General features: G+C 60.6%; 16 protein-coding genes. 9 read left to right on the top strand and 7 right to left on the bottom strand.

Translation table 11 applies throughout. The features are described from left to right. Nucleotides 1–18: 18 nt before the first annotated feature. Together KF757_09510 and KF757_09515 are read left to right on the top strand one after the other, a co-directional pair. On the top strand, nt 19–1941 hold the full coding sequence (locus KF757_09510) for an AAA family ATPase (GenBank protein ID MBX3323212.1): 1923 nt from the start codon (nt 19–21) through the stop codon (nt 1939–1941). Nucleotides 1942–2245: 304 nt separating this feature from the next. Continuing rightward, complete coding sequence (locus KF757_09515; GenBank protein MBX3323213.1) at nt 2246–3058, top strand: hypothetical protein; 813 nt, start codon at nt 2246–2248, stop codon at nt 3056–3058. A gap of 131 nt (nt 3059–3189) precedes the next feature. Here the strand turns inward: KF757_09515 and recJ are convergent, their stop codons facing one another. After that, on the bottom strand, nt 3190–4971 hold the full coding sequence (recJ, locus tag KF757_09520; protein MBX3323214.1) for a single-stranded-DNA-specific exonuclease RecJ: 1782 nt from the start codon (nt 4969–4971) through the stop codon (nt 3190–3192). A 94-nt stretch (nt 4972–5065) separates the two neighbouring features. On the opposite strand from recJ, the gene KF757_09525 reads away from it, so the two are divergent. The 3 genes from KF757_09525 to KF757_09535 all read left to right on the top strand — a co-directional run bounded on the left by KF757_09525 (nt 5066) and on the right by KF757_09535 (nt 8738). Beyond that, nucleotides 5066–5644: a cob(I)yrinic acid a,c-diamide adenosyltransferase gene (locus KF757_09525; GenBank protein MBX3323215.1), complete on the top strand. Its 579-nt coding sequence runs from the start codon at nt 5066–5068 to the stop codon at nt 5642–5644. Between the two features lie 66 nt (nt 5645–5710). Continuing rightward, nucleotides 5711–7198, top strand: a complete 1488-nt coding sequence (locus KF757_09530) for a serine/threonine-protein phosphatase (GenBank protein ID MBX3323216.1) — start codon at nt 5711–5713, stop codon at nt 7196–7198. Nucleotides 7199–7283: 85 nt separating this feature from the next. Next, on the top strand, nt 7284–8738 hold the full coding sequence (locus tag KF757_09535) for a serine/threonine-protein phosphatase (protein ID MBX3323217.1): 1455 nt from the start codon (nt 7284–7286) through the stop codon (nt 8736–8738). Here the strand turns inward: KF757_09535 and KF757_09540 are convergent. Then, nucleotides 8719–10794: a M28 family peptidase gene (locus KF757_09540; protein MBX3323218.1), complete on the bottom strand. Its 2076-nt coding sequence runs from the start codon at nt 10792–10794 to the stop codon at nt 8719–8721. The genes KF757_09535 and KF757_09540 overlap by 20 nt on opposite strands. A 30-nt stretch (nt 10795–10824) precedes the next feature. Beyond that, nucleotides 10825–12678, bottom strand: a complete 1854-nt coding sequence (locus KF757_09545; protein ID MBX3323219.1) for a carbon starvation protein A — start codon at nt 12676–12678, stop codon at nt 10825–10827. Nucleotides 12679–12740: 62 nt separating this feature from the next. Here KF757_09545 and KF757_09550 point away from each other — a divergent pair, with 62 nt between their 5' ends. Beyond that, nucleotides 12741–13628: a pseudouridine-5'-phosphate glycosidase gene (locus tag KF757_09550; GenBank protein ID MBX3323220.1), complete on the top strand. Its 888-nt coding sequence runs from the start codon at nt 12741–12743 to the stop codon at nt 13626–13628. 4 nt (nt 13629–13632) lie between these two features. Here KF757_09550 and KF757_09555 read toward each other — a convergent pair whose 3' ends face one another. Then, nucleotides 13633–16536 carry a S8 family serine peptidase gene (locus tag KF757_09555; protein ID MBX3323221.1) on the bottom strand — a complete coding sequence of 968 codons (2904 nt, stop codon included), beginning with the start codon at nt 16534–16536 and terminating at the stop codon, nt 13633–13635. 538 nt (nt 16537–17074) lie between these two features. On the opposite strand from KF757_09555, the gene KF757_09560 reads away from it, so the two are divergent. Together KF757_09560 and KF757_09565 are read left to right on the top strand one after the other, a co-directional pair. Then, a complete protein-coding gene (locus KF757_09560; GenBank protein MBX3323222.1) occupies nt 17075–19189 on the top strand; it encodes a hypothetical protein in 2115 nt (704 codons plus the stop codon). Between the two features lie 129 nt (nt 19190–19318). Then, nucleotides 19319–20686 (top strand): hypothetical protein, encoded by a 1368-nt coding sequence (locus KF757_09565; protein MBX3323223.1) that lies wholly within the window; start codon nt 19319–19321, stop codon nt 20684–20686. A gap of 34 nt (nt 20687–20720) precedes the next feature. On the opposite strand, the gene KF757_09570 is transcribed toward KF757_09565, so the two are convergent. Genes KF757_09570 through KF757_09580 form a run of 3 tightly spaced genes read right to left on the bottom strand, consistent with a single transcriptional unit; the run spans nt 20721 to nt 24579 of the window. Next, on the bottom strand, nt 20721–21530 hold the full coding sequence (locus KF757_09570; protein ID MBX3323224.1) for a BtpA/SgcQ family protein: 810 nt from the start codon (nt 21528–21530) through the stop codon (nt 20721–20723). Next, the gene (locus KF757_09575; protein ID MBX3323225.1) at nt 21527–23263 is read right to left on the bottom strand and encodes a site-specific DNA-methyltransferase; all 1737 of its coding nucleotides are present in this window, start codon (nt 23261–23263) and stop codon (nt 21527–21529) included. The genes KF757_09570 and KF757_09575 overlap by 4 nt, the downstream gene beginning before the upstream one ends. Continuing rightward, entirely contained in the window at nt 23260–24579 is a 1320-nt protein-coding gene (locus KF757_09580) for a hypothetical protein (GenBank protein ID MBX3323226.1), read from the bottom strand. The genes KF757_09575 and KF757_09580 overlap by 4 nt, the downstream gene beginning before the upstream one ends. Before the next feature lie 89 nt (nt 24580–24668). On the opposite strand from KF757_09580, the gene KF757_09585 reads away from it, so the two are divergent. After that, complete coding sequence (locus KF757_09585; GenBank protein ID MBX3323227.1) at nt 24669–25250, top strand: AAA family ATPase; 582 nt, start codon at nt 24669–24671, stop codon at nt 25248–25250. Nucleotides 25251–25271 lie beyond the last annotated feature (21 nt).

The raw sequence follows: 25271 nt of genomic DNA on the forward strand, positions 1-25271 counted from the left end.
GCCGTGCGGAGGCCTAGTATGCAGCTTCGTCGTGTTCACATCAGAAACTTTCGGTCCGTGGAAAACGCGACAGTGGAGTTCACTCCGCGATTCCGAACCCTTGTCGGAAAGAACGAGGCGGGGAAGTCCAACATTCTTGAGGCGTTGCGCCACTTGGACGAAAGCCATATTCTCACCAAAGACGATCTCCGCGAAGTTCGTCAAGATGAAACACCGTACACCGAAGCATTCATTCGCTTCGTCTTTACGCTAGACCAATCAGACACCGTCGCGATTGCGGAGCGGCTGCAATCTCTAGTACACGGTCGCAAGCTCTCAGACGTCGCCATGCTCGATGGGAGCACGGACCTATCACTCGCCGAGATCGTGAGACGAATTCGAGAGGGGTTGTTTCAGGCGATCCTCCTCTCGCGCACTAAGCAAGCTACGCATTGGAAGCTCTCAGACAGCTTAGCGATGAACTGTGAGCTTTTTGCGCTCGTTGACGGCGCGAAAGCGCATGTCCTTATCGAGAACGCGCAGGTGTCCGCCATTCCGGGAAGTCTGTATGACATCAGTGTTGTTCCGGAAGCGGCACGAACCTCATTCCGCACCGCGACTTTCTTGGACTTGAGTAAGATGATAAGCAAAGCTGTGACTGAGCGCGTATCTGGTTCGTTACCAGATGTCGTTTTCTGGCAGTACTCGGATGATATGGTGTTACCTGGCAAGGTGGACATAGCGGAATTCGCAGCCGATCCGCAGTCGTGTGAGCCCTTGCGACAGATGTTCACCCTTGCGGGTGAAGAAGACCCCGCCGAGGCGATAGATGCCAGCAGGGCTCGAAGCAATGGCTTTCGGAATCTGTTGAATCGCGTTGCGGCTCAGTCTACCAAACACATCCGGGAGGTGTGGCCGGAATACCAGGGAATCGAGCTGTCGCTTGCGGAAAACGGAAGCTCGATTGAGGCGACGATTCGGGATGTCCACAATGTGTACGACCTCTCCCGCCGAAGCGACGGGTTCAAACGATTCGTCACGTTTTTGCTAATGATTTCCGCATCCGTGCGCAATGAAGAGATGGACGGAGCGCTTCTGCTTATCGACGACCCGGATCTGGGCCTGCACCCGTCGGGCGTGCGGTACCTTCGAGACGAGCTCATGAAGATTGCGGAGACGAGCTATGTTGTGTGCGCGAGCCACTCTGTGTTCATGATAGACCGGGAGCACATTGAGCGCCATCTATTGGTGAAGAAAGCGGATGAGACAACGACGGTATCTGAGGCGAATGGGGACAACATTGTTGATGAAGAGATCCTATACAATGCCCTCGGAGCTTCTGTTTTCGAAATTCTTCGGGCGAGGAATCTGGTCTTTGAGGGCCGTCGCGATCGCGTCCTGTTTCAAACCGCTCTCTCCCGCGTACCCAAGGAGTTCGCTGCGGCGAAGGCACTAAAGGAATTTGGAACATGCTATGTCCGTGGAATCAAAGATGTTCCGAGAGTCACCCCACTCTTGGACTTGGCGGGAAGGAGATACCTCGTTGTCTCAGACGGCGACGGCCCCGCCCGAGAAGGGCAACGATCTTTTAAGGGAGATGGCGCCTGGGTTCGATACGACGAGTTGGGTGACGGAACGGAATGGCAGACCGCCGAAGATTTCATCGTGTCTGCCGTCTTGGTTGCGGCGTCTATGCGAGTTGCAGCAGAGGATGTGCCTGCGGCAGATGCCGCGATGCTCGCTATTCCAGAGGGCCCCGGCAAACTATCTGCGATCGATAAGTGGCTCCAACTTGTAGAGAAAGATAGGGGAAAGCGGAAGGCGGTTCTGAGTCGAATCAAGGAAGAGGTATTCCAGTCACTGAAGACATCTCACATTTCCCAAGAGTACTACGGCGTGTTGGTGCAGCTCGTGAATGTGGCCGAGGGCACGTCTACAAATCACCAACCGCCCACTAGTTAAAACTCCCACCCTTAGATCGGCGTGATGACACCAATCCGTCGTCCCGCTCGGTGCCCGTAACTTGTGCCACTGACCCGTATTCGGATCAGTGGTTCGTCGTCTGGGCACCGCACTGACCTGAGGACAGGTCAGTGGCACGGTGGGTCACCCATTCAGGGCTCGGGGTTTGCGATCTGCTGTGAACACAGAGCCGCGGATCGGTGGCACATGCAGGCAAGGCGCAAGATCTGCCGACACTGCCGCGCTTCTGCACATACCAAAATATTCAACAACCTCGCGCGTCTCGTTCGATACCACCAGCACTGTGAGCGGCGTGATGTGCAGCCGCTTGTTTCATTCACCGCAGCACGCGCTGTGTGTGCTGCAGCCATTGTTCATAAGGAAGGCACAACATGAAGAAAACAGATTCACATTCATCATCACATCACACACAAGGAGATCGCTCATGACAGTGCTTCCCCCGAATCGACTTGAAAAACTCGAATGGTTCGAGCAACGACTGGCCCTTTGGGCGATTTCGGCTTCTACCCTTGGTTTGTCTTCCGGCCAAATCACGAATCTGCAGACGCGCGTCTCGGCAGCAAGGGCTGCCTATACCTCCGCCCATATCCAGCGCAATAACGCCATGAGCGCGACGGCAAACTTCTATATCGCCTCCGATGCCCTGAACGAACTGGGCCGCCTCCTGATTCGCAACATCAAGACCACCGCCGAAACCACCGGCAACCCGCAGGTCTACGTCCTGGCCGACGTGCCCGAGCCCGCCGATCCTTCGCCGCTGGGCGCGCCGCCCATCCCGACCAACCTGATCGCGACGCTCTCGACCAGCGGCATCGTCCACCTCAAATGGAAATGCACGCGACGCGGCGGAACCTCATTCCAGGTCTTCCGCTCGCTCACCAGCCCCGACAATCAGAACACCCCCTACGTCATGGTCGGCGTGAGCGAAGAACAGAAGTTCACCGATTCGAACGTGCCCGCGGGCTCCCTGGCCGTCACCTATAAGATCGTCGCCGGACGCGGCGGCGGATTCAGCGATCCATCCGATCCCACCATCCTCTACTTCGGCGCCGCGCCCCAGCAGCAGGACAACCCGGGCCTGACCCTCGCGGCCTGAACCGCTCGCCCTTCTCAACTCGCGCGGCCCCGGAAGACAACGCCGGGGCCGCTTTCATTGGTTCGCGTAGTGCGTTCGCGCAATCGCCCGGTGCCCGGACTTGTGATATTGCATAACAGGCTCGCGCGGTCTCAGATTACGCGCAAATCCGCCAGTTCCGCCTCCACCTTCGTGCGCCCGCCCCAGGTCGAGAGTTTGGGCGTCAGGATCGCGTCGATCGTCGCGCCCGGGCCCAGCTGGCTTGCAACATCGCCCCAGTTCCACCCGACGACGCGCACGCCCCCGACTCTGCCCCCCGAACCACCAGGACCCTCTGAGCCCCCGCGCTCTTCGCCGCCCGCAAGATCAAATGTAAGATGCGCCCCGCGCGCGCCCATCGTCCGCGGCGCCGCGTTGAGCCGCCCGCCGCGCACCCGCAGCCGCACCGGCGGATTGCCGCGTCCGAACGGGGCCAGACGCGAGAGATCCTCGACCGCGCGCAGTGAGAACTCGCCCAGCGTCGCGTCCACGTCATATTCGAGCGTGCGCACCAGATCCGACGGCGCGAGCTGCTCGCCCGCATGATCGAGAAAAGCCTCGACAAACGCATCATAACATTCATGCCGCACCCTCAGCCCCGCCGCCATGTCGTGCCCGCCGAACGATTCGAGGTGCCCCGCGCACGCCGCCAGAGCCGCGTGCAGGTTGAACCCGTCGATCGAGCGCCCCGACCCAGTCGAACGCTCGGCCTGCCGCTGCATGAGCAGCACCGGACGGCTGAACCGCTCGACCAGGCGGCTGCACACGATGCCCACCACCCCCGGATGCCACGCTTCATGCGCCAGCACGATCGCGCGCCGGTCCGCGCCGGTCATCCCCGCAGCCTCGGCCAGCTGGCTGGCTTCATCGACGATCGCGCGCTCGGTCGCGCGGCGCTGGTCGTTGAGGCTCGCAAGTTCGCACGCGATCGCCTCGGCCCGCGACAGATCATCAGTCAAGAGCAGTTCGATCGCCTCGCGCGCGTGCCCCATGCGCCCGCAGGCGTTGATGCGCGGGGCAAGACTGAAGCCGACACGCTCGGTGTCGATCGACTCTTTGGCCAGCCCCGACGCCGCGACCAGCGCCCGCAGGCCGATGAACGGCGTTGAACGAATCCGCCCGAGGCCGAAGTGTGTGAGCACGCGGTTCTCGCCCACCAGCGGCACGACATCGGCAATCGTGCCCAGCGCGACCAGCCCGAGCAGATCGATCAGCAGCGTGCGCAGGTCGTCGTGCACCCGCGCGGCCCCGCTGGCCATCGTTGCCAGCCGCCACGCCAGCTTGTACGCCACGCCCGCGCCGCACAGATCGCGCAGCGTGCTCGCCTCGCCAGCCAGAGCCGGATGCACAATCGCAAACGCCCCCGGCAGCGGCGCGCCATCCGCCGGCGGGTTGTGGTGATCGGTGATGATCAGATCGACGCCGGCCTCGCGCGCGATGCGGGCAGGCTCGACCGCCGTGATGCCGCAATCGACGCTCACGATCACGCGCGCGCCCTCGGCCGCGAGCGCTGCAATCGCCTCAGCGCTCAGGCCGTAGCCCTCGTCGATGCGGTGGGGGACGTAGGTCGTGATGCGCGCCTCGGGCTCGATCGCGCGGAGCATGCGATAGACAATCGCCGTCGCCGTGATGCCGTCGACGTCGTAGTCGCCGTAGATCACGATCGGCTCGCGCGCCCGCGCTGCCGACAGCAGCCGCTCGGCCGCGCGATCGACGCCGGGAATCACAGATGGATCCGAAAGCTGGCTCAGCGATGGATTCAGGAAGGCCTCGGGCTGGGCAATCGCGCGCCGCGCGAGCACACGCTCGACCAGCGGGCCGCCAGCGGCGCACGGCGCGGTCTTCCAGCGAAACTTCAGCCCCCTCTCGATGGCTTCCGGCACGCGCTCACTCACTTTCTCGCGTTCACACGCGCGCCCGACGCTCGCTCTCGTGTCTGTTCACGTTCCGCCGCCGGGCACGATACTGTACCGGATCGGAGGCTGAGCCATGGTCAAACTCAACAAGATCTATACCCGCACCGGTGATGACGGCTCGACGGGCCTGGGTGACGGCTCGCGCGTCGCCAAGGACGACGCCCGCGTCGAAGCCTACGGCGCGGTCGACGAAGCCAACGCCGCGATGGGCCTGGCGGTTGTCGCGGCCGATGCAGCCGGGCAGTCGGCGATCGCTGATCTGCTGCGCTCGATCCAGCAGGATCTCTTCGACGTCGGAGCCGATCTATGCGTGCCGATCGACGCCAAGCAAAGGCTGCGGGTGGTTCAGTCGCAGATCGATCGGCTCGAAGACGCGATCGACCAGCACAACGAAGCCCTTGCGCCGCTGACCAGTTTCATCCTCCCCGGCGGCAGCGAACTGGCGGCTCGCCTGCACCACGCCCGCACCGAATCCCGCCGGGCCGAGCGCCGCGTCGTTTCCCTCATGGCGGTTGATGCCGAACGCACCAATCCGCTCGCGGCGGTCTATCTGAACCGCCTCAGCGACCTTCTTTTCGTGCTTTCGCGCGTCGCCAACGACGGCGGGAAGGGCGATGTGCTCTGGATTCCCGGGGCAAATCGCAAGAGTTAGTGTTCAGCAACCTGCGCCAGACCTACGATCACGCTTCGGCTCGAAGACAGGCGGCCCGGCGAGATCATGCACCCACTCCAGACAACCGAATCCATGCTCGGCGAAAGCATCTGGCGCATGCTCGATCCGCCGATCACACCCGAGCAGGAACCGAGAGTGCGCCGCCAACTCCTGCTGCTGCTGGCCATCGGCTTTGTGGTCGGGCTGGTGATGGCGGCCTTGCGCGTCAGCGCGTTTCGCAGCATCGGCTCGTACCCGGATGCCGCGATCGGTGTCGATATCGTCTGGGGCCTGTCGTATGTCGCGCTGGCCGTGGTCGCGATGCTCAAATCGGGGGGCGTGCTGCTCCTGCGGGTGTCGATCCTGATGACGCTTGTCGAGGCCTCGTTCGGAGCGGTGCGGCTGGTCTTCGGGTTCGACCCTCGCGCCGGCTCGTTTCTGGTCGGGGTGCTGGTGGCGCACGCGGGAGGGGCGATCCTCCTGCCCTGGACCCCGCTGCGGACAGTCCTGCCCGCTGCCGGCGCGTTGGTCATCGCGTGTCTGGCCATCATCGCCGAGGCACCGGTCGGATTGGGCAGGGCCGGGTTCATCCTCGTCGGAGGCGGGTTGTGCATGCCGGGCATCGTCATTTCGGTGGTGCGCAACTGGCGCGAGCAGTCGCGCGAGATGGTCGAATATTTCAGGCATCGCTACCACCAGATGCGGCAGGAACTGGTCGATGCGAGACTGATCCACGAGGCGGCGTTCCCTCCGCCCCGCGAGACGGGCAGCGTTCGCCTGGCGTTTGTCTATGAACCCATGAGCCAGATCGGTGGCGACTACCTGCACGCACACATCTCGCCCGGGCAGCGCGGCGGGGACGAAGCCCTCAGCGCCGCGGTGCTCGATGTCACCGGGCACGGGATTCCCGCGGCCCTGACGGTCAATCGTCTGCACGGCGAACTCACACGGCTCTATGCGGAGAATACCCATATGGGCCCGGGCGCGATTCTTGCTGCCCTCAACCGATACGTGTACCTGACCCTGGCCGATCATTCCGTGTTCGTCACGGGGATCGTGATGCGCGTTGATCCGACGACATCGACGCTCGAGTTCGCCAGTGCCGGGCACCCGCCGGCGTTCCTGCGGAGTTCTTCGGGACAGATCGAGGAGCTGCACGCGACGGCGATCGTGCTCGGCGCGCTGCCCGATATCGAGTTCGACCCCAACCCGCAGAGGCGACGTTTCATGCCCGGCGACTCGATCATCGCCTATACCGATGGCGCGACCGATGTCAGCTCACGCACAGGCCAAAGGCTCGAAGTTGCAGGGCTCCGGCAGATCATCGCCCAGGGTTGGGCAGACCAGACGCAGCGCTGGCCCGCGACCATCATGCGGGCGGTCAACCGGTTCAAGTCCGGGCCTCAGAACGATGACATTCTGGTCATTGAGCTGTATCGAACACTCGGCGAAGAATCCCACGGGCCGGTAGGGGAGGCCCAGTCCGAACCTGGACACCTGAATCGGGATCAGCACCCGCAGCAGGCCGGGACAAGTGTGCAAGAAAGTTCCTGATTCAGGGCGCACGCCCGCGGGAGAATCGGGTACGCTCATTGGGGTCGGGCGAGCAAAGCAGCCCGATTGAGGAGCATGTTCGGCTGTGGCAGGTGCAGAAACCATCGAGTTCAGGCATGAGTTCGTGCGCGAGACGTTCGGGTTGCTGCGCAAGCGCCTGCGCAACTTCGCACTGGGCATGAGCGCAGTCTGGGTGCTGGTGCGCGCGATCGAATGGATCGACCGGATCAGCGAGGGCATTGCCGAGCAGTTCCAGTGGCTCACGTTCGTCGGGCTGGCCTTGAGCGATCTGCTCATGGCGGGCGTGCTGGCGTGGTCCATCTATGTCGGGCTTGATCGCGGGTCGTCGCGCAACATGGCGCTGTACACGAGCCTGGGGCTCATCTCGTTCTTCAGCATTCACCTGGTCATCTCAAACTACTGGCTTGATCCATATACCGCGCCGCTGCTCGTCTTTGGAGCGGTGCATGTCTTGGCCTCGATCAACCACCCGTGGACGGGGGGTCAGGCGACGATTCCGCTGCTTGTGTTCCTGGTTGCTCGCGGCGTGTACGTCTTCAGTGACGGCGTTGGGGAAGTCTGGTCCGATGTGCTGGGAATCGCGATGTCTTCGCTCGTCGCCTTGCCCGGGATTCTGTATTCCTCCGTGCGCCACGAGTGGAGGCAGCACCGATTCGGGTACCGCGCACTGAGCAATCGCTACGGCGTGCTGCGCAATGAACTGGCGTCGGCACGGCGCATTCATGAAGCGCTGTTCCCGGAGCCGTTGACCGAAGGCGAGATCCGCGTCACCTATCGCTACGAGCCCATGCGACACATCGGGGGGGACTATCTGCATCTGACGCGCGTCGCCCATGGCGACGCGGCGGGATCGGTCAGTCTTGTGCTTGTCGATGTCACGGGGCACGGCATTCCCGCAGCACTGACCGTAAACCGACTGCATGGCGAGGTGGAACTGCTCTACGCCGATGACCCGAGCATCCCTCCGGGAAAGGTGCTCAAGCACCTGAACCGTTATGTGAATCTGACACTCGCCAAGCACTCGGTCTACGCCACCGCGCTGTGTCTACGCTGCAGCCCGAAGAACCATACCGTCGAGATTGCCAATGGGGGCCACCCGCCGGTTTTTCTGCACTCGGTTGATGGCACGCTCGACGAGATTTCGTCGACAGCCTTCATGCTCGGTGCCTGCCGCGATGATGAGTTCGACCCGGGAACGCGCGTGCTGCCCTTCCATCCAGGAGACAAGATCATCGCGTACACCGATGGCGTGACCGAGGCCCGGGCGCCCGACGGGCGCATGATGCGCATCGAAGGATTCCGCTCACTCATTGCAACGACCAAGTGTCCGCAGGGAATGCTGCCCGAACTGCTGCTCAGCGCGATTGCCGAGCACCGTGGGGGCGCGCCGACCGATGACGACACGCTTGTGGTCGAGATTCACCGGATGCTGCGCATGGCAGAGCCCGTCGAGCCGCAGTCGCCGGGTTCGTCCCTCGATGGCGTTCTGGCCACGGGCATCACTCGATCAGCAGATTGATCTCGCCGATCAGTTCATGCGAGCGCTCGAAGAAGCGGATGTAACTCTGCCCCCGCTGCGTGACCAGATCCGGGTCGCCAAGCTCCACCGCGTGCCGCAGCGCAGGGAGCATCCAGGCAGCGTACCCGGAAGTCTGATCGGGCGCGGCGTAACCGTTGCGGAACCAACTGCGCCCGGTGTCGAACCCGACAGTGCACCAGAGCCGCTCGATGTCGATCAAGCGTTGATTGATCATCGAAGCGCGGTCGGGCGGTACATCGGCGATTGCAACCCTGGCCATGACGGCATCGGCAAGGACTTTGAACGCCTCAGCCTCAGAGGCGATGCGGTCGAGCGTTGGGGGGGCGATGGGAGCCAGACTCGCAGAAGTCGCAACCAGTCGTCGCAGGTTGGCGATGTGCCGCAGGGTCGCGTCGGTGTACCGTGTCGGCTCAAAGGGTAAAACACGAGCGTGAGCCAGGCGGGCCACAGTGCCATTGGTGATGCGTGTGATCATCAGAGCGGACTCGTAGTCCTCCCCGACTACTTTGCGATACCAGGCGAGCGTGTCGTAGTTCGAGTGATACGAGGTACCCGGCGAACCATGGGCACCGAGACTGACAGATGGAATGCACAAATGGCAGAGGAACCCGATGTGGTCTGATCCACCGCCGAGGTCGCCAAGATTGGGCTGGTTGTTCGAACGCGTGCTCCAGTGATCGAGCACGGTCTGCTCGGGCGCGTTCGCCTGCGGGGTCGAGGCTGCGGCTATCCCGATGACAGCCGCGAGCGATGGAGTGCCCGAGGCCCCAAAGTTCGGACCCATCGCAGCCATGTCGAGATTGATGTATGCGATCGCCCCTTGAGCTAGGCTCTGCGCGTGCGCCTCGACGTACTCGACCGAACCGATGATGCCGTGTTCCTCCGCTCCCCACGCGGCAAAGCGAATCGTGCGGGCAGGTTTCCAGCCCTGACTTGCCAGTTCACCAAAGCAACGGGCCGACTCGATCAGGCAGATCAGACCCGCAAGCGGATCCGACGCGCCATGCCCCCAAGAATCGTGGTGGCAGCCGACAATGATGATTTCATCGGGATGCGTCGAGCCTCGAATCTCGCCGATAACATTGGCCGACTTCACAAGTTTGCGCGTTTGCTCAACGCTCACGCGTACGCGCAGTGCAGCACCTCCTTCGAGTCGGTATGAGAAGGGGAGTCCGCCTTGCCATGCATCGGGCACACGCTGCCCGCTCATCCGTGAAAGGATCTCGTGAGCCGCGCCCCATCCGATTGGCTGCACAGGAATCCGTGGCAACGCAACCGATTCTGGATCGAGACGTTCGGCGCCTTCGGTCGCAGCGATGAATGGTGTGAGTGGATCGCCAGGATAATCAAGCGTGGCCAGCGACCCCCTCTGAATACTTGTTTCATTCGCCCAGCCGCCCTCGGGGTACGGGATGCCGCGCGTGTAACCGCTGTCTGCAGGGTCGGTGTAGATGACAAGCCCGATCGCGCCGGCTTCCTGCGCATACTTGGCTTTAAATCCGCGATAGTTTCCGCCGAAGCGGGCGATGACAATCTTCCCGCGGCAGTCGATGCCAAGGCGATTGAGTTCTGTGAAGTCCTCAAGCCGTCCATAGTTGGCATAGACGACTTCGCCGATGACGTCGCCGGAACCTGAGTAAGCACTCCAGCCATCGCCGAGGTGCGGATCCTGCGTGTCGGGATCAGAGTCCACCGGCTTTTCACGCAGCGGCAGTGTCACTGGTTCGTCGTCGCCCGCATGGACTTCTACGGTCGAGCGGCCTTGCACGGCGAGATAGGCCCAGAACTCCTGTGTCTCGACGTGTAAGCCGAAGGACGCGAACAGGGCCGCGATGCGTTCAATGGTGCGCTGGTCGCCGATCGAACCAGCGACATGAGGCTCGCTGGCAAGAAGATCGTGATACTCGCGCAGGCGGTCCGCGGAGGCGAGTTCGTTGACCGCATCGGCATAGAGAGCTTCGTCGTCGGGACCAGCCGCCAGAAACGAAGCGTGGCCCGAAAGCACCGCTCCACACAAGATAAGTCGAAAGAGCATGCGAGGCGTCCTTTCGTAAGGTGTGCGATGCTAGTCGAGCGAAGTTGGCCCGGCAGCGTTGTCTCCGCGTTTGAACAGAAGACGGATGCCCTCGACCGAGATCCAGATCTGAAGCACAAGCATGATCGCTGCGACGGCCGCCAGATGCCACTGCGGCAACGCCCCTTCACCAACGCCCGAAAACGATCGCAGCAGTTCAACAATCGCCCACGCGGTTATCGCGAGCATAAATGTCATGGGAATGGCGGTATACCGCGTGGGGCGACGGCTCTTGGCGAGCCAGACAGTGATGACAAGGAGCGCCAACCCGCCGAGCAGTTGGTTAATCGCCCCGAACACAGGCCAGAGGATCAGCCCGCCGCGGCCGGCAGAGGCCAGTCCGTTAAACTCTCCAGTGCGTGGATTGCGTGCAATGGCGTCAGAAAAGGCCAGCATCCCTGCAGACACCACAGCGAGCAAGGTGGCACCGTAGCGATTAGAGATCGCTTGGCGTAACGTGCCAAGTTGATGGCGAGGGCGGCTGCTCGCTGCGAGTTCAGCAATGACATAGCGCTGCAGGCGTGTGGCCGAGTCCAGCGTTGTCGCAGCAAATGACGCAACAAACACGCCCATGATCGCGGTGGCGAGCGCCGGCGAGATTCCGAGCGTTTCGATCATATTCGCAGACCCGCGAATAAACGGAGCAAGAACATCGGCCAGCCCGCGATCACCGCCCCATGTCGCATAGTGGTGTGCCCATGCAGCATCGCCAGTCAGCAGGGTTTGATTGCTGCCAAGCGTCCCCATCCCGATGCCGGCAGCACACGCCAGAATAACAAGAATCGCAAGCATGCCTTCAGTCAGCATCGCGCCGTAGCCGACGTATTGCGCGTCCCGCTCTGAACTCAACTGCCGACTCGAACACCCCGACGCAACCAGGCAATGAAACCCGCTGATCGCACCACACGCGATCGTCACAAACAGAAATGGCATAAAACTCGGTACTCTCGCCCCAGGCGACGCAGGCTCAGGGTGCAAGTTGATCGCGTCGGCTACGACCGGGGGATGAGAAGCGATCAACCCCAGCGCAAGCAGGCCCATCGCGACGAGCAGTTGATGACTGTTGATGTAATCGCGAGGCTGCAAAAGCCACTGAACAGGAATAATGCTCGCGATCGCAACATACACAAGCAATACGATCGTCCAGACTCCCACGGGTGAAACATGCTCTGCCCACGCACGGGGAAGTATGCGCACCCCATCCGGGTTCACTGCTGTTGCCCAGTCAATCGAACCCGACCACGCGATCGAGCCATACATCAGAATCAAGGCGATCAGTGACCCAAGGATCAGGCTTCCGCCACGACGCAGATAGACACCAAGCCCGACCGCGATTGGAATCTGAAAAAACACCGGCACGACGCTGCTCGGAAACATTGCGAACACACCAGCGATGACCAGACCGAAAATCGCCAGAACCATCCATAGCCCGATCAGCACCACCAGCAGGAAAAGCACGCGAACGCGCGGACTGATGACATCGCTCGAAAGATCGGCAATCGTCCGTCCACGGTGCCGCATCGAAATGATGAGCGACCCGAAATCGTGCACCGCGCCCATGAAAATCGAACCGAGCAGCACCCAGACGAGCGCGGGAACCCATCCCCAGACGACGGCCACCGCAGGCCCCACGATCGGCCCGGTCCCTGCAATCGAAGTGAAGTGATGGCCGAAGACGAGCTCTCGTCGACTCGGGACGAAATCCACGCCGTCGCTCAACTCGTGGGCCGGCGCGACGCGTTCGGGTTCGATCCGGAAGATTCGCCGAGCGAGAAATCGGCCATACGTGTGGTAGGCCGCCAGGTAGAGCACGAATGAACCGAGTGCAATGATGACAGTCAGCATGGTTGGTTCCGCTCGCGATCGATCGGCATCAGCGTAGCAAATAGACGCGCGAAAGGGAAACAATGTTGCGCCAGCCAAGCCTTGTCAACCGGGCAGATTCGCGAAGTGTCGCGCTGGAAACCACCCTTCTGTGTCACGGCGTCCCTCGGTCCGTAGCCCCCGACTTTGCCCGCGAACTGTTCGAACTGGTGTCGGCACAAGGTGTCGCGCCCGCCTTGGTAGGAGTCCATGCGGGGCGAGGGATTGTCGGCATGACGCTCGACGAGCTCGGGGCGATGCTCCACTCTGCTCAGGTGCTCAAGGTGAACGCTGCGAACATCGGCGTCGCAATCCACCGCAAACTCAGCGCAGCAACAACAGTCGGCACAACCATGGAACTGGCAGCAGCAGCAGGAGTCCGTCTCTTCGCGACAGGGGCTCTCGGTGGTGTACATCGCAATTTTGCCCAGAACCTCGATGTGTCGAGCGATCTGGCCGCGCTGACGCGATACCCCGTTGCGGTTGTGTCCAGCGGCGTCAAAAGCCTCCTCGACGTTTGTGCGACACGAGAGGTGCTCGAAAGTCTTGGTGTGCCCGTCATCGGCTTCGGCACCGATCGGTTCCCCGCCTTCTATCTTCGCGATGGGGGCGTGGGTGTCGATGCTCGGTTCGACGAAGTCGAAGACCTTGCGCGATTCATCGCTGCCGAACTCGCTCGCACAGGGCGGGGGATCGTGATCGCCAATCCGATTCCTGAGGCTGACGAACTCAACGACGAGGATTGGACCCGTTGGTGCGATGAGGCGCTTGCCCAGGTCGCAATTTCGGGCGAGGTCGGCCGCGATGTAACGCCAGCAGTCCTCGCGAGGCTCCACGAACTCTCGGGCGGCGCAACACTGCGGGCTAATCTGGCGTTGGTGCGGTCGAATGTACTGCTGGCAGCAAGGCTGGCGCGGGCATTGCCGGAGTGATCGCTCAGTCGCAACTCGCAGCGTACAGGTTGAGGAACGCCTGAATGTCGAAGAAATCGATGATGCTATCGCCATTGATATCAGCGTCGGCATGTCGATTCGTATAGAGATTCAGGAACATCTGGACATCAAAGAAATCGAGTATTCCGTCCGAGTTCAAGTCGACCGGACACACAGAACTGCACGCCCGTGACCACACACGCACGTGATCGATCGCAGCCTCGGTGACGGAATCGTTATTCACATCACTGATGATAAAGCGGATGCGCACTGCATTGCCCGTGGGGATGTAGTCCCGGACTGCTATGGTGTGGTCACGCCAGCCAAAGGTTGATCGCAGTGTTGCGACGGACATCCAGTTGTTGCTGGCTCCTGGAGCAATTTCGACTTCGAGTACATCTTCGCCCGCAACTCCCGCATCATCACAAAACAACCAGTACGCAAATGTGATCTGAGGGTCATCGATGCCGGCAATGCTGATCTGTGGCGAGCGGAGTGTCGTCGGGCCGCCATCCACATCGCTGTTGCCCGGTGCAGGATCAGTCATCCAGCATGTTCCGCTGCCATCAGCGTCGATAATCGGGTCGCCGCGATGCCCGCCTCCGACCAGAGTGCCCCAGCCCCACGCACCGCCAGTTAACCCTGCGCTATTGGTCACGACCCAACCCGCGGGCGTTGTGAACTGCTCGACGGTGTAGACAGTCTGAGGCTCGACAGTGATCTCAAAACCACTCAGCGGCGCGAGTTCGGGCCAGCGCTGTACTTGTCCGCTTGTCGTGAGGCCCTCGATGCTGAACCGAGTCTTGGTTCCGCACATTGCTGGGGGCAGCGTAACCTCAAACGCATTGCCTCCCAGGTGCGTCGCTGCCAGCGAAAGAGGCGTTGGACCGCCAGTTTCGACAAACGCGCGAACAGTTTGCGGGTCGATGCCCGTCGATGTTCCTAATAACTGAAACGGAACAACGAGGCTCCGGTATGGATCGCGCGTTTCTGGAAGACCGCTCGTGCCGAACGAGAGCCCGATCGCATCAGGCATCTTGATTCCGCCGGAAACGACCAGCGAGTAAGGCACGGAGATTCCGTCGTTCTGGCCGCTCATATCAATCTGCACATCAATGCCGATCACTTCAATCACCCACGATCCGGGCATCGGATTTGCAATGATGACCTGCTCGACGGTATTGATCGGATCTGATTGCCCGCCCGCAACCGAAGTTGTGCTGTCGAGCAGCCCGTGGTTGCCCCAATAGATGCTGCCATCAGGTGCGGTGACGCGGAGCGAAATGTCGTTGATCGTGTGCGACAGAGCGCCTGGGAACCCGGGGGGATCGAAGTACACGAGAGTAGCCTGGAACTTCGGTTCGCCCGGAGCAACATCGGCGTGATACATACGAACCGCGCCAGTAGCGACTTGTTCCGATTGATTGATCACGATCATGCGATGCCGCAGGTCATAGAGATCCTGAACGTGAGGCATGCCCCAGCCCTGGCGATACCGCCCGAGATCATCAGCCACATGCGAAAAATCCCACTGTCTCGCAGTATTGATGAGTAGAGCCTTGATTGTCGTAGATGCCGGGCGCTCATCGAACACATCGCCACCGTTGACAGGGTTGCCGAAAATCCCATCGGCCCACATGCGGTACACAAGCCCACCAAGGCCGGCGACAATGGGCGTTGAGGCGCTCGTCCCGCCAAACTCTTCGTACGCAGCGTTCCCGCTACCCGAACTTGTGAAGACGCGATCATTCGCGTGGGCTAGATCCGGCTTGATGCGGCCATCAATCGCGGGGCCGGTGCTTGCAGATTGTGCCCAGCGATCATCGAGCATCACAGCATTGTCGTAGTGATTGATCGCGCCGATCGACAGCACGTTCTTGGACCACGCCTCAGGCCGAGAATCTGCGTTACCCGAATTGCTCTGCGATTGCAGGATCAGCAGGTTCGTCGCGATCGCGATATCGTCGAGTTCTGCCGAGAGAGTCGTGTAGTGTCGTGTGCGATCTCCGCCCCAGCTGTTGCTCTGAAACACAGCGCGGAACGGCGACTGAACAAGAGCCAGAGCGTGGGCCGCCCGATCTGGGACCGCCGTGAATCGTGAGAAGATACCCATCGCGCCAGACAGAACGCCGCGCGTGGCGGGATTGCCTTGGCCCGACCCGAAGATGATGCCAAAGACAGGCGTGCCGTGACTGAAGTCTGATCCTGCCGTTGTACGCAGTATCGGTGGATTGGCAGCAAACTCCTGATGGTTGACGCGGATCCCGCTGTCCATCACTTCACCAGTAACACCCGTTCCGTCAAGCCCGATCAGACTTTCCAATGAGTTGACGCCAGAAATATGGCGAATGAGATTCAAATCGGTCTCGGGTGCTGACCAGCGGTCGATCCATACAACGGCATGGTGTGCTGCGAGTTCGAGCAAGTGCTGCGCAGGAATCTCGGCAACGATTCTGCGCGAGGCAGTAGGGCGATGTTCAGCCACCAGGCCAATGGCAAGTCCGTGCTGGAGTATGGCATCGATCGTGGCAGGGGAGGAATCCCACGCCAAGATGTTGACCCGCACCGTGGCGGGTTCGGGGCCAGTGGCAAGGGTGAGCAGATCTGGCGCAATTCGCAAGTCTGCACCGAGGTCCGTCCAGGCTGACGCGTTGATTGTGGAGAGATCGATGGCTTCAGCTATCGGACCTGCACGGACGACCCAGGTTCGCGAGTCAATACTCGGGCCCAGGTCAAGACCCTTGCTGGAAAGCTGGGCCATGAGATCGCTTGTAATGGGGGAGTGAAAGCGGATGGCCAGAATTGTGGAGTCCGTGATCACCTGTATTGGCATTTCGGAGAGAGCTCGCGAACCAGGCAGCAGGGCGACATGCTGAATACCGGATTCAGGACCTGCCGGGGCGGACATCGTTGTATCAATAGGTGGTTCTGGGCTGCGAATTTTGCCATATGCAGGCGCAACCACACCAGAACAGGTCAGTATCGCAGCAGCGATTGATGTGAGCGCAGAGACGCAACGACGCGACATGAAGGTGCACCTTTGAGATTCGGGAACGCCAGTGGAGAGTGAGCGTACCCAAACTGCGAGTCAAACGCGAGAGGATTTGATGAGTTTTATGATGAATCAGATTATGCTGACTGGGCATTCGGGAAGGATTCGGATGAGGTTTGAAACTCGGACCTGCAGTCTGGTCGTACGAGTGGGGGCATGTGAAAAGGACGTGAATTTGGCTAGTCCCATGCGGCGTGCGGTGGATTGCAGACTACACTCATCCTGAGGAGCATCATCGGGTGGGTTCAAGGATCGGATCCGAGTCAAGCCCGATAATCGAAAGCAGCGTTGCACACGGGTGGGCGGATCGCGCAGGCGACGTCGCAGGGGATCTCTGCCTGCCCAGAGTCATGCCAGCAAAACTGGCGCGTTGACAATAGAGGAGTGGATCAACATGGCGAGTTCGAACAGTCGGTTGGTTGTGGGAATGATGATGGCGTGCGCTGGCGTGGCAGGTTCTGTTCACGCTCAGGACAGCATCGCGACGGGGGGATCGCTGCCGGGCGACTCGCTCGATCCTTGGAACACCGGATTGCAGAGAACGTCGTATGTGGTTGACATGGCTCCGTTCACCACTTCGTGGGGCAACACGTTTGCCATCGCGCCGATCGTCAAGTCTTCCAAGACATCGCCAGCCTTCTCGGGTTCGTTGATGAGCGCCCAGTTTCTGAGTGCGGATCTGCTGAGGGGCGTGCCGTTCGCGTCAGGCTCTTACGCGCTGTGGGAGAACGCGCCGGGCGCGGGCGTGAACCCGAATGGCACCAACCTTGTGCCCGGTTCTGTGTCTCCAACCGGCTTTGCCCATCAGTTTGGGGCGCTTGTCGCCGAATACTCGACGACGACCGGCGGGTTCAACTACGGCGGTATTCTGGGCGCGGTCGTGAATTACAAGCACTCCGACCCAGGTCGGCTGTATGTGACACGTGTTGTGGGTGCGGTTAATACCGCCAATGCGACGACGGGCGATTCAGCGCGCATGGGTATCGGTTCGGTCGATGCTCATGGCAATGCGTACTTCCGTGCAGATTCGTTCCAGACGGCGGGAAGCCCCGGGCTGCCATCGGTGTCGGGGAATAATCTGTTCCGTACGGCGCTGCTTCAGCGCGGAGCGGTGCTGAACCACATCAATGGCAACACGGCGCTGCATAACGCGACGACGAATCTCGTGATCAATGCGGTGCCGAACTACGGAGCACCGGCCCACATTCCGCAGAGCATCGCAGGCGTTCCGGTTGTTTCTACCCCGACGTTTGTCGGCCAGTACGCTCGTGGTTCGACCGCGCCGCTTACGGTGGATACTTCGCACTATGCTGCGGGTGTTGTGGATCATCGTGGCGCCTTTGGCATGACTACCGATTTCGCGTTGGGCGTGTGCGGCACAACGTTTGGTGTGCTTGCCAAGGATCCGGCCAACATCACCACCGGCATGAATATTTTCACGACCGACAACAGCGGTTCTGTTCTGGCCGCGCAGGCGTACTTTGCTCCGACGACTGTGACGGACAACAGCGACAGCTTTACGCTCACATACACCAACCCCTCTCGCGAGTTCGGGCATTATCGCAGCCAGACCGGGTTCCTCGGCGGAACGGGACAGGTGGCGGTCGCACGTGATCGCAACGGCATGGGACTCACCGCTGCGACGATGCATGAGAATGCGTTGATGAATGACTTCTCTGCCCAGATCCTCGTGTGCCGCTTCAACCCTGCGACCGGGGCCAGTGCCTGGACGATGGCGGCTTATATCGATCAGGCGTTCGTCTCGGGGCGCAGCGGCAAGGAAGTCTTCGATGGCAATAACAACGTGATCGGTGTGCTCACGCCGCTGTTCAATGTGACGGGTGGCAGTCCGCTTGGGCCGTCGCTTTCGAGCCCCGCGTTCGACGCTGCGGGCAATGTTTGGTTCATTGGCGCGGTCGAACTCTTCAACCGTCTGCCGGGCGGCGGCAGCGATTTCGACTCGGCGCTGTTCCGCGCGGTGTATGACGAGGTGACATTCAGTTACAAGCTCGAACTCGTGCTCGAACTCGGTTCGGTGTTCGCAGGGCAGAACTCGGGTCGCAACTATCAGATCCGCTTCCTGAACATGGCCGACCATGACTCGGTGGATTCGGGCACGATCTTCAGCGGTAACGGCTCAAGCCACACCTGGGGCAACCTGCCGCTTTCGAGCATGAGCAATGCTGATCCGCGGACCAATGGCGGCATGGTCCTTCAGGCGAGCATCGTGTACGACGTCGATGATGACGGCACGTTCGATCTTGCGGGTGGTGCCGACCAGCAGTACAACGCGCTGCTGTTCATCGGCAACCCGACGTCGGCAGGGACTGTGCCGTGCAACATCGCAGACTTTTCATCGCCTTACGGGGTGCTGGACTTCTTTGACGTGCAGGCCTTCCTGCAGGCATTCTCGGCCCAGAACCCGACAGCAGACATCAACAAAGATTGCTTGTTCAACTTCTTTGACGTTCAGGCATACCTTCAGGCGTTCTCAGCCGGTTGTCCTTGATCGGCCCAAGTGCTGAAAGAGGGATCGGTTTGAAAGGTTCACGATTGCCCGCGCCGAAAGGTGCGGGCGATCTTTATACTTGGCTTGTGGTAGAGACTGGCCGCCACTGCGTGCGAATGAGGGGACATCATGCATCGAGCAGGTTTCGGTTCACTGATCATCATGGGCGTTATGACGGGTTGGGCATCGGCGCAGTGGGACCCGAACAACGGTGAATGGGGAAAGGAAGTCTCGACGGACCTGCGTGTCATGACGTGGAATATCCGCGATGGCATCGTGTCGACTTCTCCACGCAAGCATGACGGGTTTGTCGACTGGAATGCGATTGTTCATATCGTCGCGGCGCTTCAACCCGATGTGCTGCTGATTCAGGAAGCGGGAGATCGCAGCGGCAACGGGTCGGGCACTGGCGTTGATTCTGTTGGCGAACTGACAACGGCTCTGGGGCTGTTCATGTACGGCGGACCGGACCCGTTCAACGGTGGACAGATGGTGACGTCGTATGTTCAGCGATGGATGCCGAAGTATGACCTGCCGTATGTGTTTGTGTCGAGCTCGACGGATCAGTTCAATCGCAACATCATCATGTCGCGGTATCCGATTGCTGACATCAATGGTGACGGGCAGTCGGCATTCTCGAACTTCGTGCTGATACCGGACGCATACCAGAATGGTGGCAATGGGGGTATTCGCGACTTCATGCATGTCGAGATCGACCTGCCCGATGGCGTGTATGCCGGCGATGTGGTGGTGGGCAATATGCATCTCAAGAGCGGCGGCGCATCGTCGGACCTTGCCGATCGTCTTCGCGCTTCGCAGAATATTGCGTATTTCATTGATTACTTTTTCAATGGCGCAGGAACGGGAGTATCGGATCCGAACAACAAGATCGCGTTTCCTGCATCGACACCAGCGGTGCTTGACGCCAACACGCCGGTGATTGTCGGAGGCGATCTGAATGAGAACGAGGCCACCAATGGCCGCAAGGGTCCGGCGGAGTGGATCGCTCGGGCTGCTGTCACGGGCGGAACGGATGGGACCGACCGCGACCGTTCGGATTCGACGTATGACTCGGCGCAGCACCCGATCAGTGGCGAGACAGGAACGTTCAGTGCATCAAACAAGCTTGACTACCTGATCTGGCAGGACAGCATCGCGACAGCACGACGACAGTTCACGTTTGCGTCGTTTACCACGGGCATGACGATTGACAAGTTGCCGGTACCAGTGCGTACGTTTCCGATTCAGCCACTTTCGACGAGCGGCGTTGCATCGGATCACAGGCCGGTGATCATCGACTTCATCCTGCCGCTGGCCGAGGTGGTCGAGTGTCTGGCGGACTGGAACAACGATGGCGAGTTAAACTTCTTCGACGTGTCGTTGTTCCTGGGTGACTTCTCAGGCGGGGTCGCGCGGGCAGACCTGAATGGCGATGGAGAGTTCAACTTCTTCGATGTTTCGTTGTTCCTCGCAGCGTTCAGCGCAGGTTGTCCTTAAACCCGATGGATGATGTCGCGTGCGGAGCGGTGCCTTAGCCTCCGCGCGGTGTGCGTGCACTCCGAACGAGTTGTTCGCAGCGGCGTGGGTCCACGGGGTTGCTCCAGATGCCTTCGTGTTTGATAGAAGAACCAACGATGACTGCGTCGGCGTGCGCGAGCATGTCGAGGACGTTGTTTGGGGTCGTGCCGCTGCCGACGAGAATTGGGAGCGTGGTTGCAGACCTTGCAGCCGAAACGTCGTCGATCGAAGTCGGCAGGCCTGTTGCGGAGCCTGTGACGATGATGCCATCGGCACCAAAGAATTCGGCAGCATTGACGCACTGCGCGAGATCGAGATCGGCTGTGATTGCGTGAGAGGCGTGTTTTTTCTTGATGTCGCAATAGATCGCGATGTGATCGGCACCAATGTTGCGACGATATCGCAGAAGTGGTCCGGCTTCGGCTTCTGCGAGGAGACCTTCATCGGCGATGTGGCTGAAGACGAAGTTCTCGCAGCGGATGAACTGCGCGTCGATGGCCAGAGCGACGGCCAGAGCGTGACGATTGCCGCCACTGAGGATTTGGACGCCAAGCGGGAGCGAGATCGCATCGCGGACGGCCTGACCGATTTTGGTCATTGCGGAGGTGATCTCGGGCCCGAGCGCTTCGCCATGAACATATGGGCAATCGTGCATGTTCTCGATCATGACGGCGTCGAGGCCAGCGGATTCGATCGCGGCGGCTTCGCGTGCGGCGTCTGCAGCGAGGGCTGAGACAGACATGCGACTCTTTGGGGTGCCAGGGAGTGCGCCAACATGGACCATGCCGATCACGGCTTTGCGCTCAAAGGGCCAGTTGTTCATGGTGTGCGATCCTGAACTGATGGTTGGGGAGAAGTCGCAAACGGTTCCATTTTACTATCGTGTGATGCATGACAAAGTGATGAGATGAATGTGCGATGGCGAAAGGCGCACCCATCGATGATCGTGAGAAGCGCGGGCGAAGTGAGAGAAGTAGAAAGGGGAAGGTGAATTGAATCGCCGGGGTTGAGGCCAGAAGCGAATGGAGGTTCGTCTGTACAATCCGAGTCTGCATAATGGGCGAACCATCGCAGAACGCGGGTTTCGTCGCAAATGTGGACAAAGCGAGCCTGAGTTGTATTGAAGCGATAGATCGGCCGTGTATAGCGGACTTTGAGCGTGTTGTCATGCACTGAAGTGTGCAGTTGTGGCGACCCGGCGAAGACCAGACTGCGTGTCGATGCTGCGGTTGCACTTTCCGGGAGATAAGCGAGGCACTGAATCAAGCAATCGTCGGTCGTTGAGCCGAAGTTGGCACGATCAAAGTGCGTTGCGAGAAGTGTACAGCGTGTGCGCGAAGGCGCGTATAGAGATGCGTGTTCGAGAGTCTCGCGTAAAGGGGGGGTTCCTGCTGGGCAAACGATGATGCGATGGTCGCCTGTCTCAGCGATGGCCGCAGTTATGGATTCGTCCCATGTTGCGTTGGGTGCGAACAAGGCAGCAAGTGAGCACGCATTGGCACAAACTTCCGAGTGGACTTCACGGACCTGAATCGATGCAGCATTGGGCTCTGAAAGCATGCGGTGCGCTGTGGTTTCAATGGCGCGCGCGCCGAGGTCGGCTGCGATTGTCCTGCGAGCCAGGCGCTGGGCGACGACAGCCGTGGTGCCGCTGCCACAGAAGAAATCGGCGACGAGATCGCCCGGCTCACTCGATGCTTCGACAATGCGCTCGAGGAGTTTCTCTGGCTTTTGGGTTGGGTATCCGGTTGATTCGTCGAGGATCGGGGACCGCGAGAGCATGGCGGGGCAGTCATTCCAGACCGAGCCGACGAGTCGGCCCTGATCGGCGTAGTAGTGGTAGGAGCGCCCGTTGATCTGGCGTGTACGAAAGTGCCTGCCTTGATCGTCGCGTTTGCGGAAGTGCGATTTGATGCTGGTCTGCGCGTAGGGCTCGCGCAGTGCGGGGTGATCGTGGCGGAAGGTGAAGTCAGCACCCTTCGAGAAACAGAGAATGTCGTTGTGCACGCAACTCCAGGCGCTGCGACTCTTGGCACCGTTGCCGAGGCTCCAGACGATCGCGCCGCGATCATATTCGCGGCCGAAGATTTCTTGCAGAATGCATCGCACCCAATGGCTCGTGCGTTGATCGACATGAACGTAAATTGAGCCATCTTCAGAGAGAAGTTCGCGACAAACGATGAACCGCTCGTAGAGAAACTGGATATAGGCGTCGAGCGTCGGCCAGCGGTCGCTGTATGCGAATATCGGCTCTGGGCGTTGCTCGGTGCGCAGGGCAGCGTCAAAGTCCATTCCTACGGCATAAGGCGGGTCGAGGTAGATCAGTTTGATGCGGCCACGAAAGTCTTCGAGAAGTGTGCACGCGACTGCAAGACACTCACCACGCACGAGAATGTTGGATGAGGCAGCGTCTGATCGCGAACTCACTTCGAGCGATTGCGATTGCGTGCGAGCGAGTACGGCAGAAATGTCGGGTGCCCGCTTGCCAGCCCAGGACAGAGTTATACCAGGCTGGAGTGAGGCGTGTTGAGTGTGTTCGGGCCCGGATGTGTTCACAGCATGACTCCGACAATGCAAGCCGTCATCCATGATGCCATCGCTCCGCCGATCATGGCGCGAAGAGCCAGCTGTACAAAGTCGCGACGGCGTCCGGGGGCCAGTGCGCTCAGGCCTCCGATCTGGATTCCGATTGAAGCGAAGTTGGCAAACCCGCACAGTGCATAGGCCGCCATGCGTGCCGAACGAGGGCTGAGCACGGGTGATTCGGTATTGATATCGCTAGCAAGACTGAGGTAAGCGATGAACTCTGTCACCACGATCTTCTCGCCCAGCAGCGAGCCGAAGAATGTGCATTCAGCCCAGGGCACGCCCATTGTCCAGGCCAGTGGCGCCAGAAGCCAGCCGAAAATAACCTTCATACTCAGTTCATCGACGCCGCGAGCATCGAGCGCCTGCGCGATCGGGGCCCATTCTCCCAGTGCGCGCAAAGGCCAATCAATGAGAGCGATGAGCGAGACGAATGCGATGAGCATGGCGGCAACGTTGAGCGCGAGGCGCAGGCCATCGGTCGCGCCGATCGCTGCAGCGTCGAAGAGGTTGGCCGGTGGATCGAGTGGCTTGAGTGCGGCAACGTGCTCATCGGGCGGCGTGTCGGTTTCAGGCACGAGCAGCCTTGCCATCACGAATGCAGCGGGAGCGGACATGACGCTTGCAGTCAGCAGATGTCGAATCCACTCGGCCCGTACTGCTGCTGCGGCAGCCTGCGTGGCTTGATCGGCGTCGGCGGCTGCAGCGGGGGCCAGAAACATGACGAACCCGGCGAGCACGCTGCCTGCGATCGTCGCGAAACCACCGACCATGAGCGTCATGAGTTGGGCGCGGGTCATTGTGTCCAACAGTGGCTTGATGCACAACGGGGCTTCGGTTTGTCCTACGAAGACGTTGGACGCCATGGCGGTGGCTTCGGCCCCCGTGACGCCGAGTGTGCGACGAAGCACCCATGCAAACGCAGCAATAACGCGAGGCATCACGCCCAGGTAATACAGCACTCCCATCAGCGAGGCAAAGAAAATGATGATCGAAAGCACGCGGACCGCAAAGATGAATCCCCATGAGCCGGACGTATCACCCAGCGAACCGAAGACAAACGAAATGCCTGCGTCCGCGCGTCCAATGACACCGGCAATGCCGAAGGCGAGGTACTGCATGGCGTCGGCGGTAATCGGCACGCGCAGCATGAGCAACGCGGCAGCGACCTGGAGCGACAAGCCCCCAGCGATAAGTTTCCAATCGAGCGATTTCCTGCGCGGCCCGAGCATCCACGCGATCGCGATCAGCACACCAATCCCGATGAACCCCTGCACGTTGGGCACGCATGCCTCCTTTGACAGTGCATGGTACAGCAAAACATCAGCATATGGTTGAGGCAGTGGAAGATGTGCACTGGCCACACATGATCCCCATGGAAAAGGCTCCGGATTTGATCCGGGACCTCGTGGCGTCGCGTTCGGGCTCTCCCCGCCAGATCGTCGGTATCACCGGCCCGGTCGGGGCGGGCAAGTCCACCCTCGCGCGCGAGTTGACCAGGCCCGCTGGCATCATCGTTGCAACTGATGACTATCTGCCTGACTACTCCGACCTTCCTGAGCATGAACGGGACGACCCAAAGCACGCGGATCTTGACGCGCTCGCAACCCATCTCGCACAGTTACGACTTGGCATGACGGTCGAATCCCCGGTCTGGTGTTTCAAAGAACATCGACGCGTGGCCACGCGGCGGATTGAGCCAGCGATGTTGATTGTCTGCGAGGGGATTCATGCGTTCGATCCACGGGTCCGACAGATGCTTGATGTGGCGGTCTACGTCGAGGCACCCGCCGATCAACGCTGGCGGCGGTGGGAGGCTATCGAAAGGGCGGGCGAGCGGGGATGGGGGATCGAGCGGGCCAGGCAGTTTTTCGAGGGGGTTGCGGAGCCGACATTCGCGCACGTTTCGGAGCGATGGCGAGCGAGCGCGGATGTGGTCGTTGTCAATCCCGGTTAAGTGCCCGCGTCTACACTGGCC

This window comes from Phycisphaeraceae bacterium (assembly GCA_019636795.1).
GTDB lineage: Bacteria > Planctomycetota > Phycisphaerae > Phycisphaerales > UBA1924 > JAHBWW01.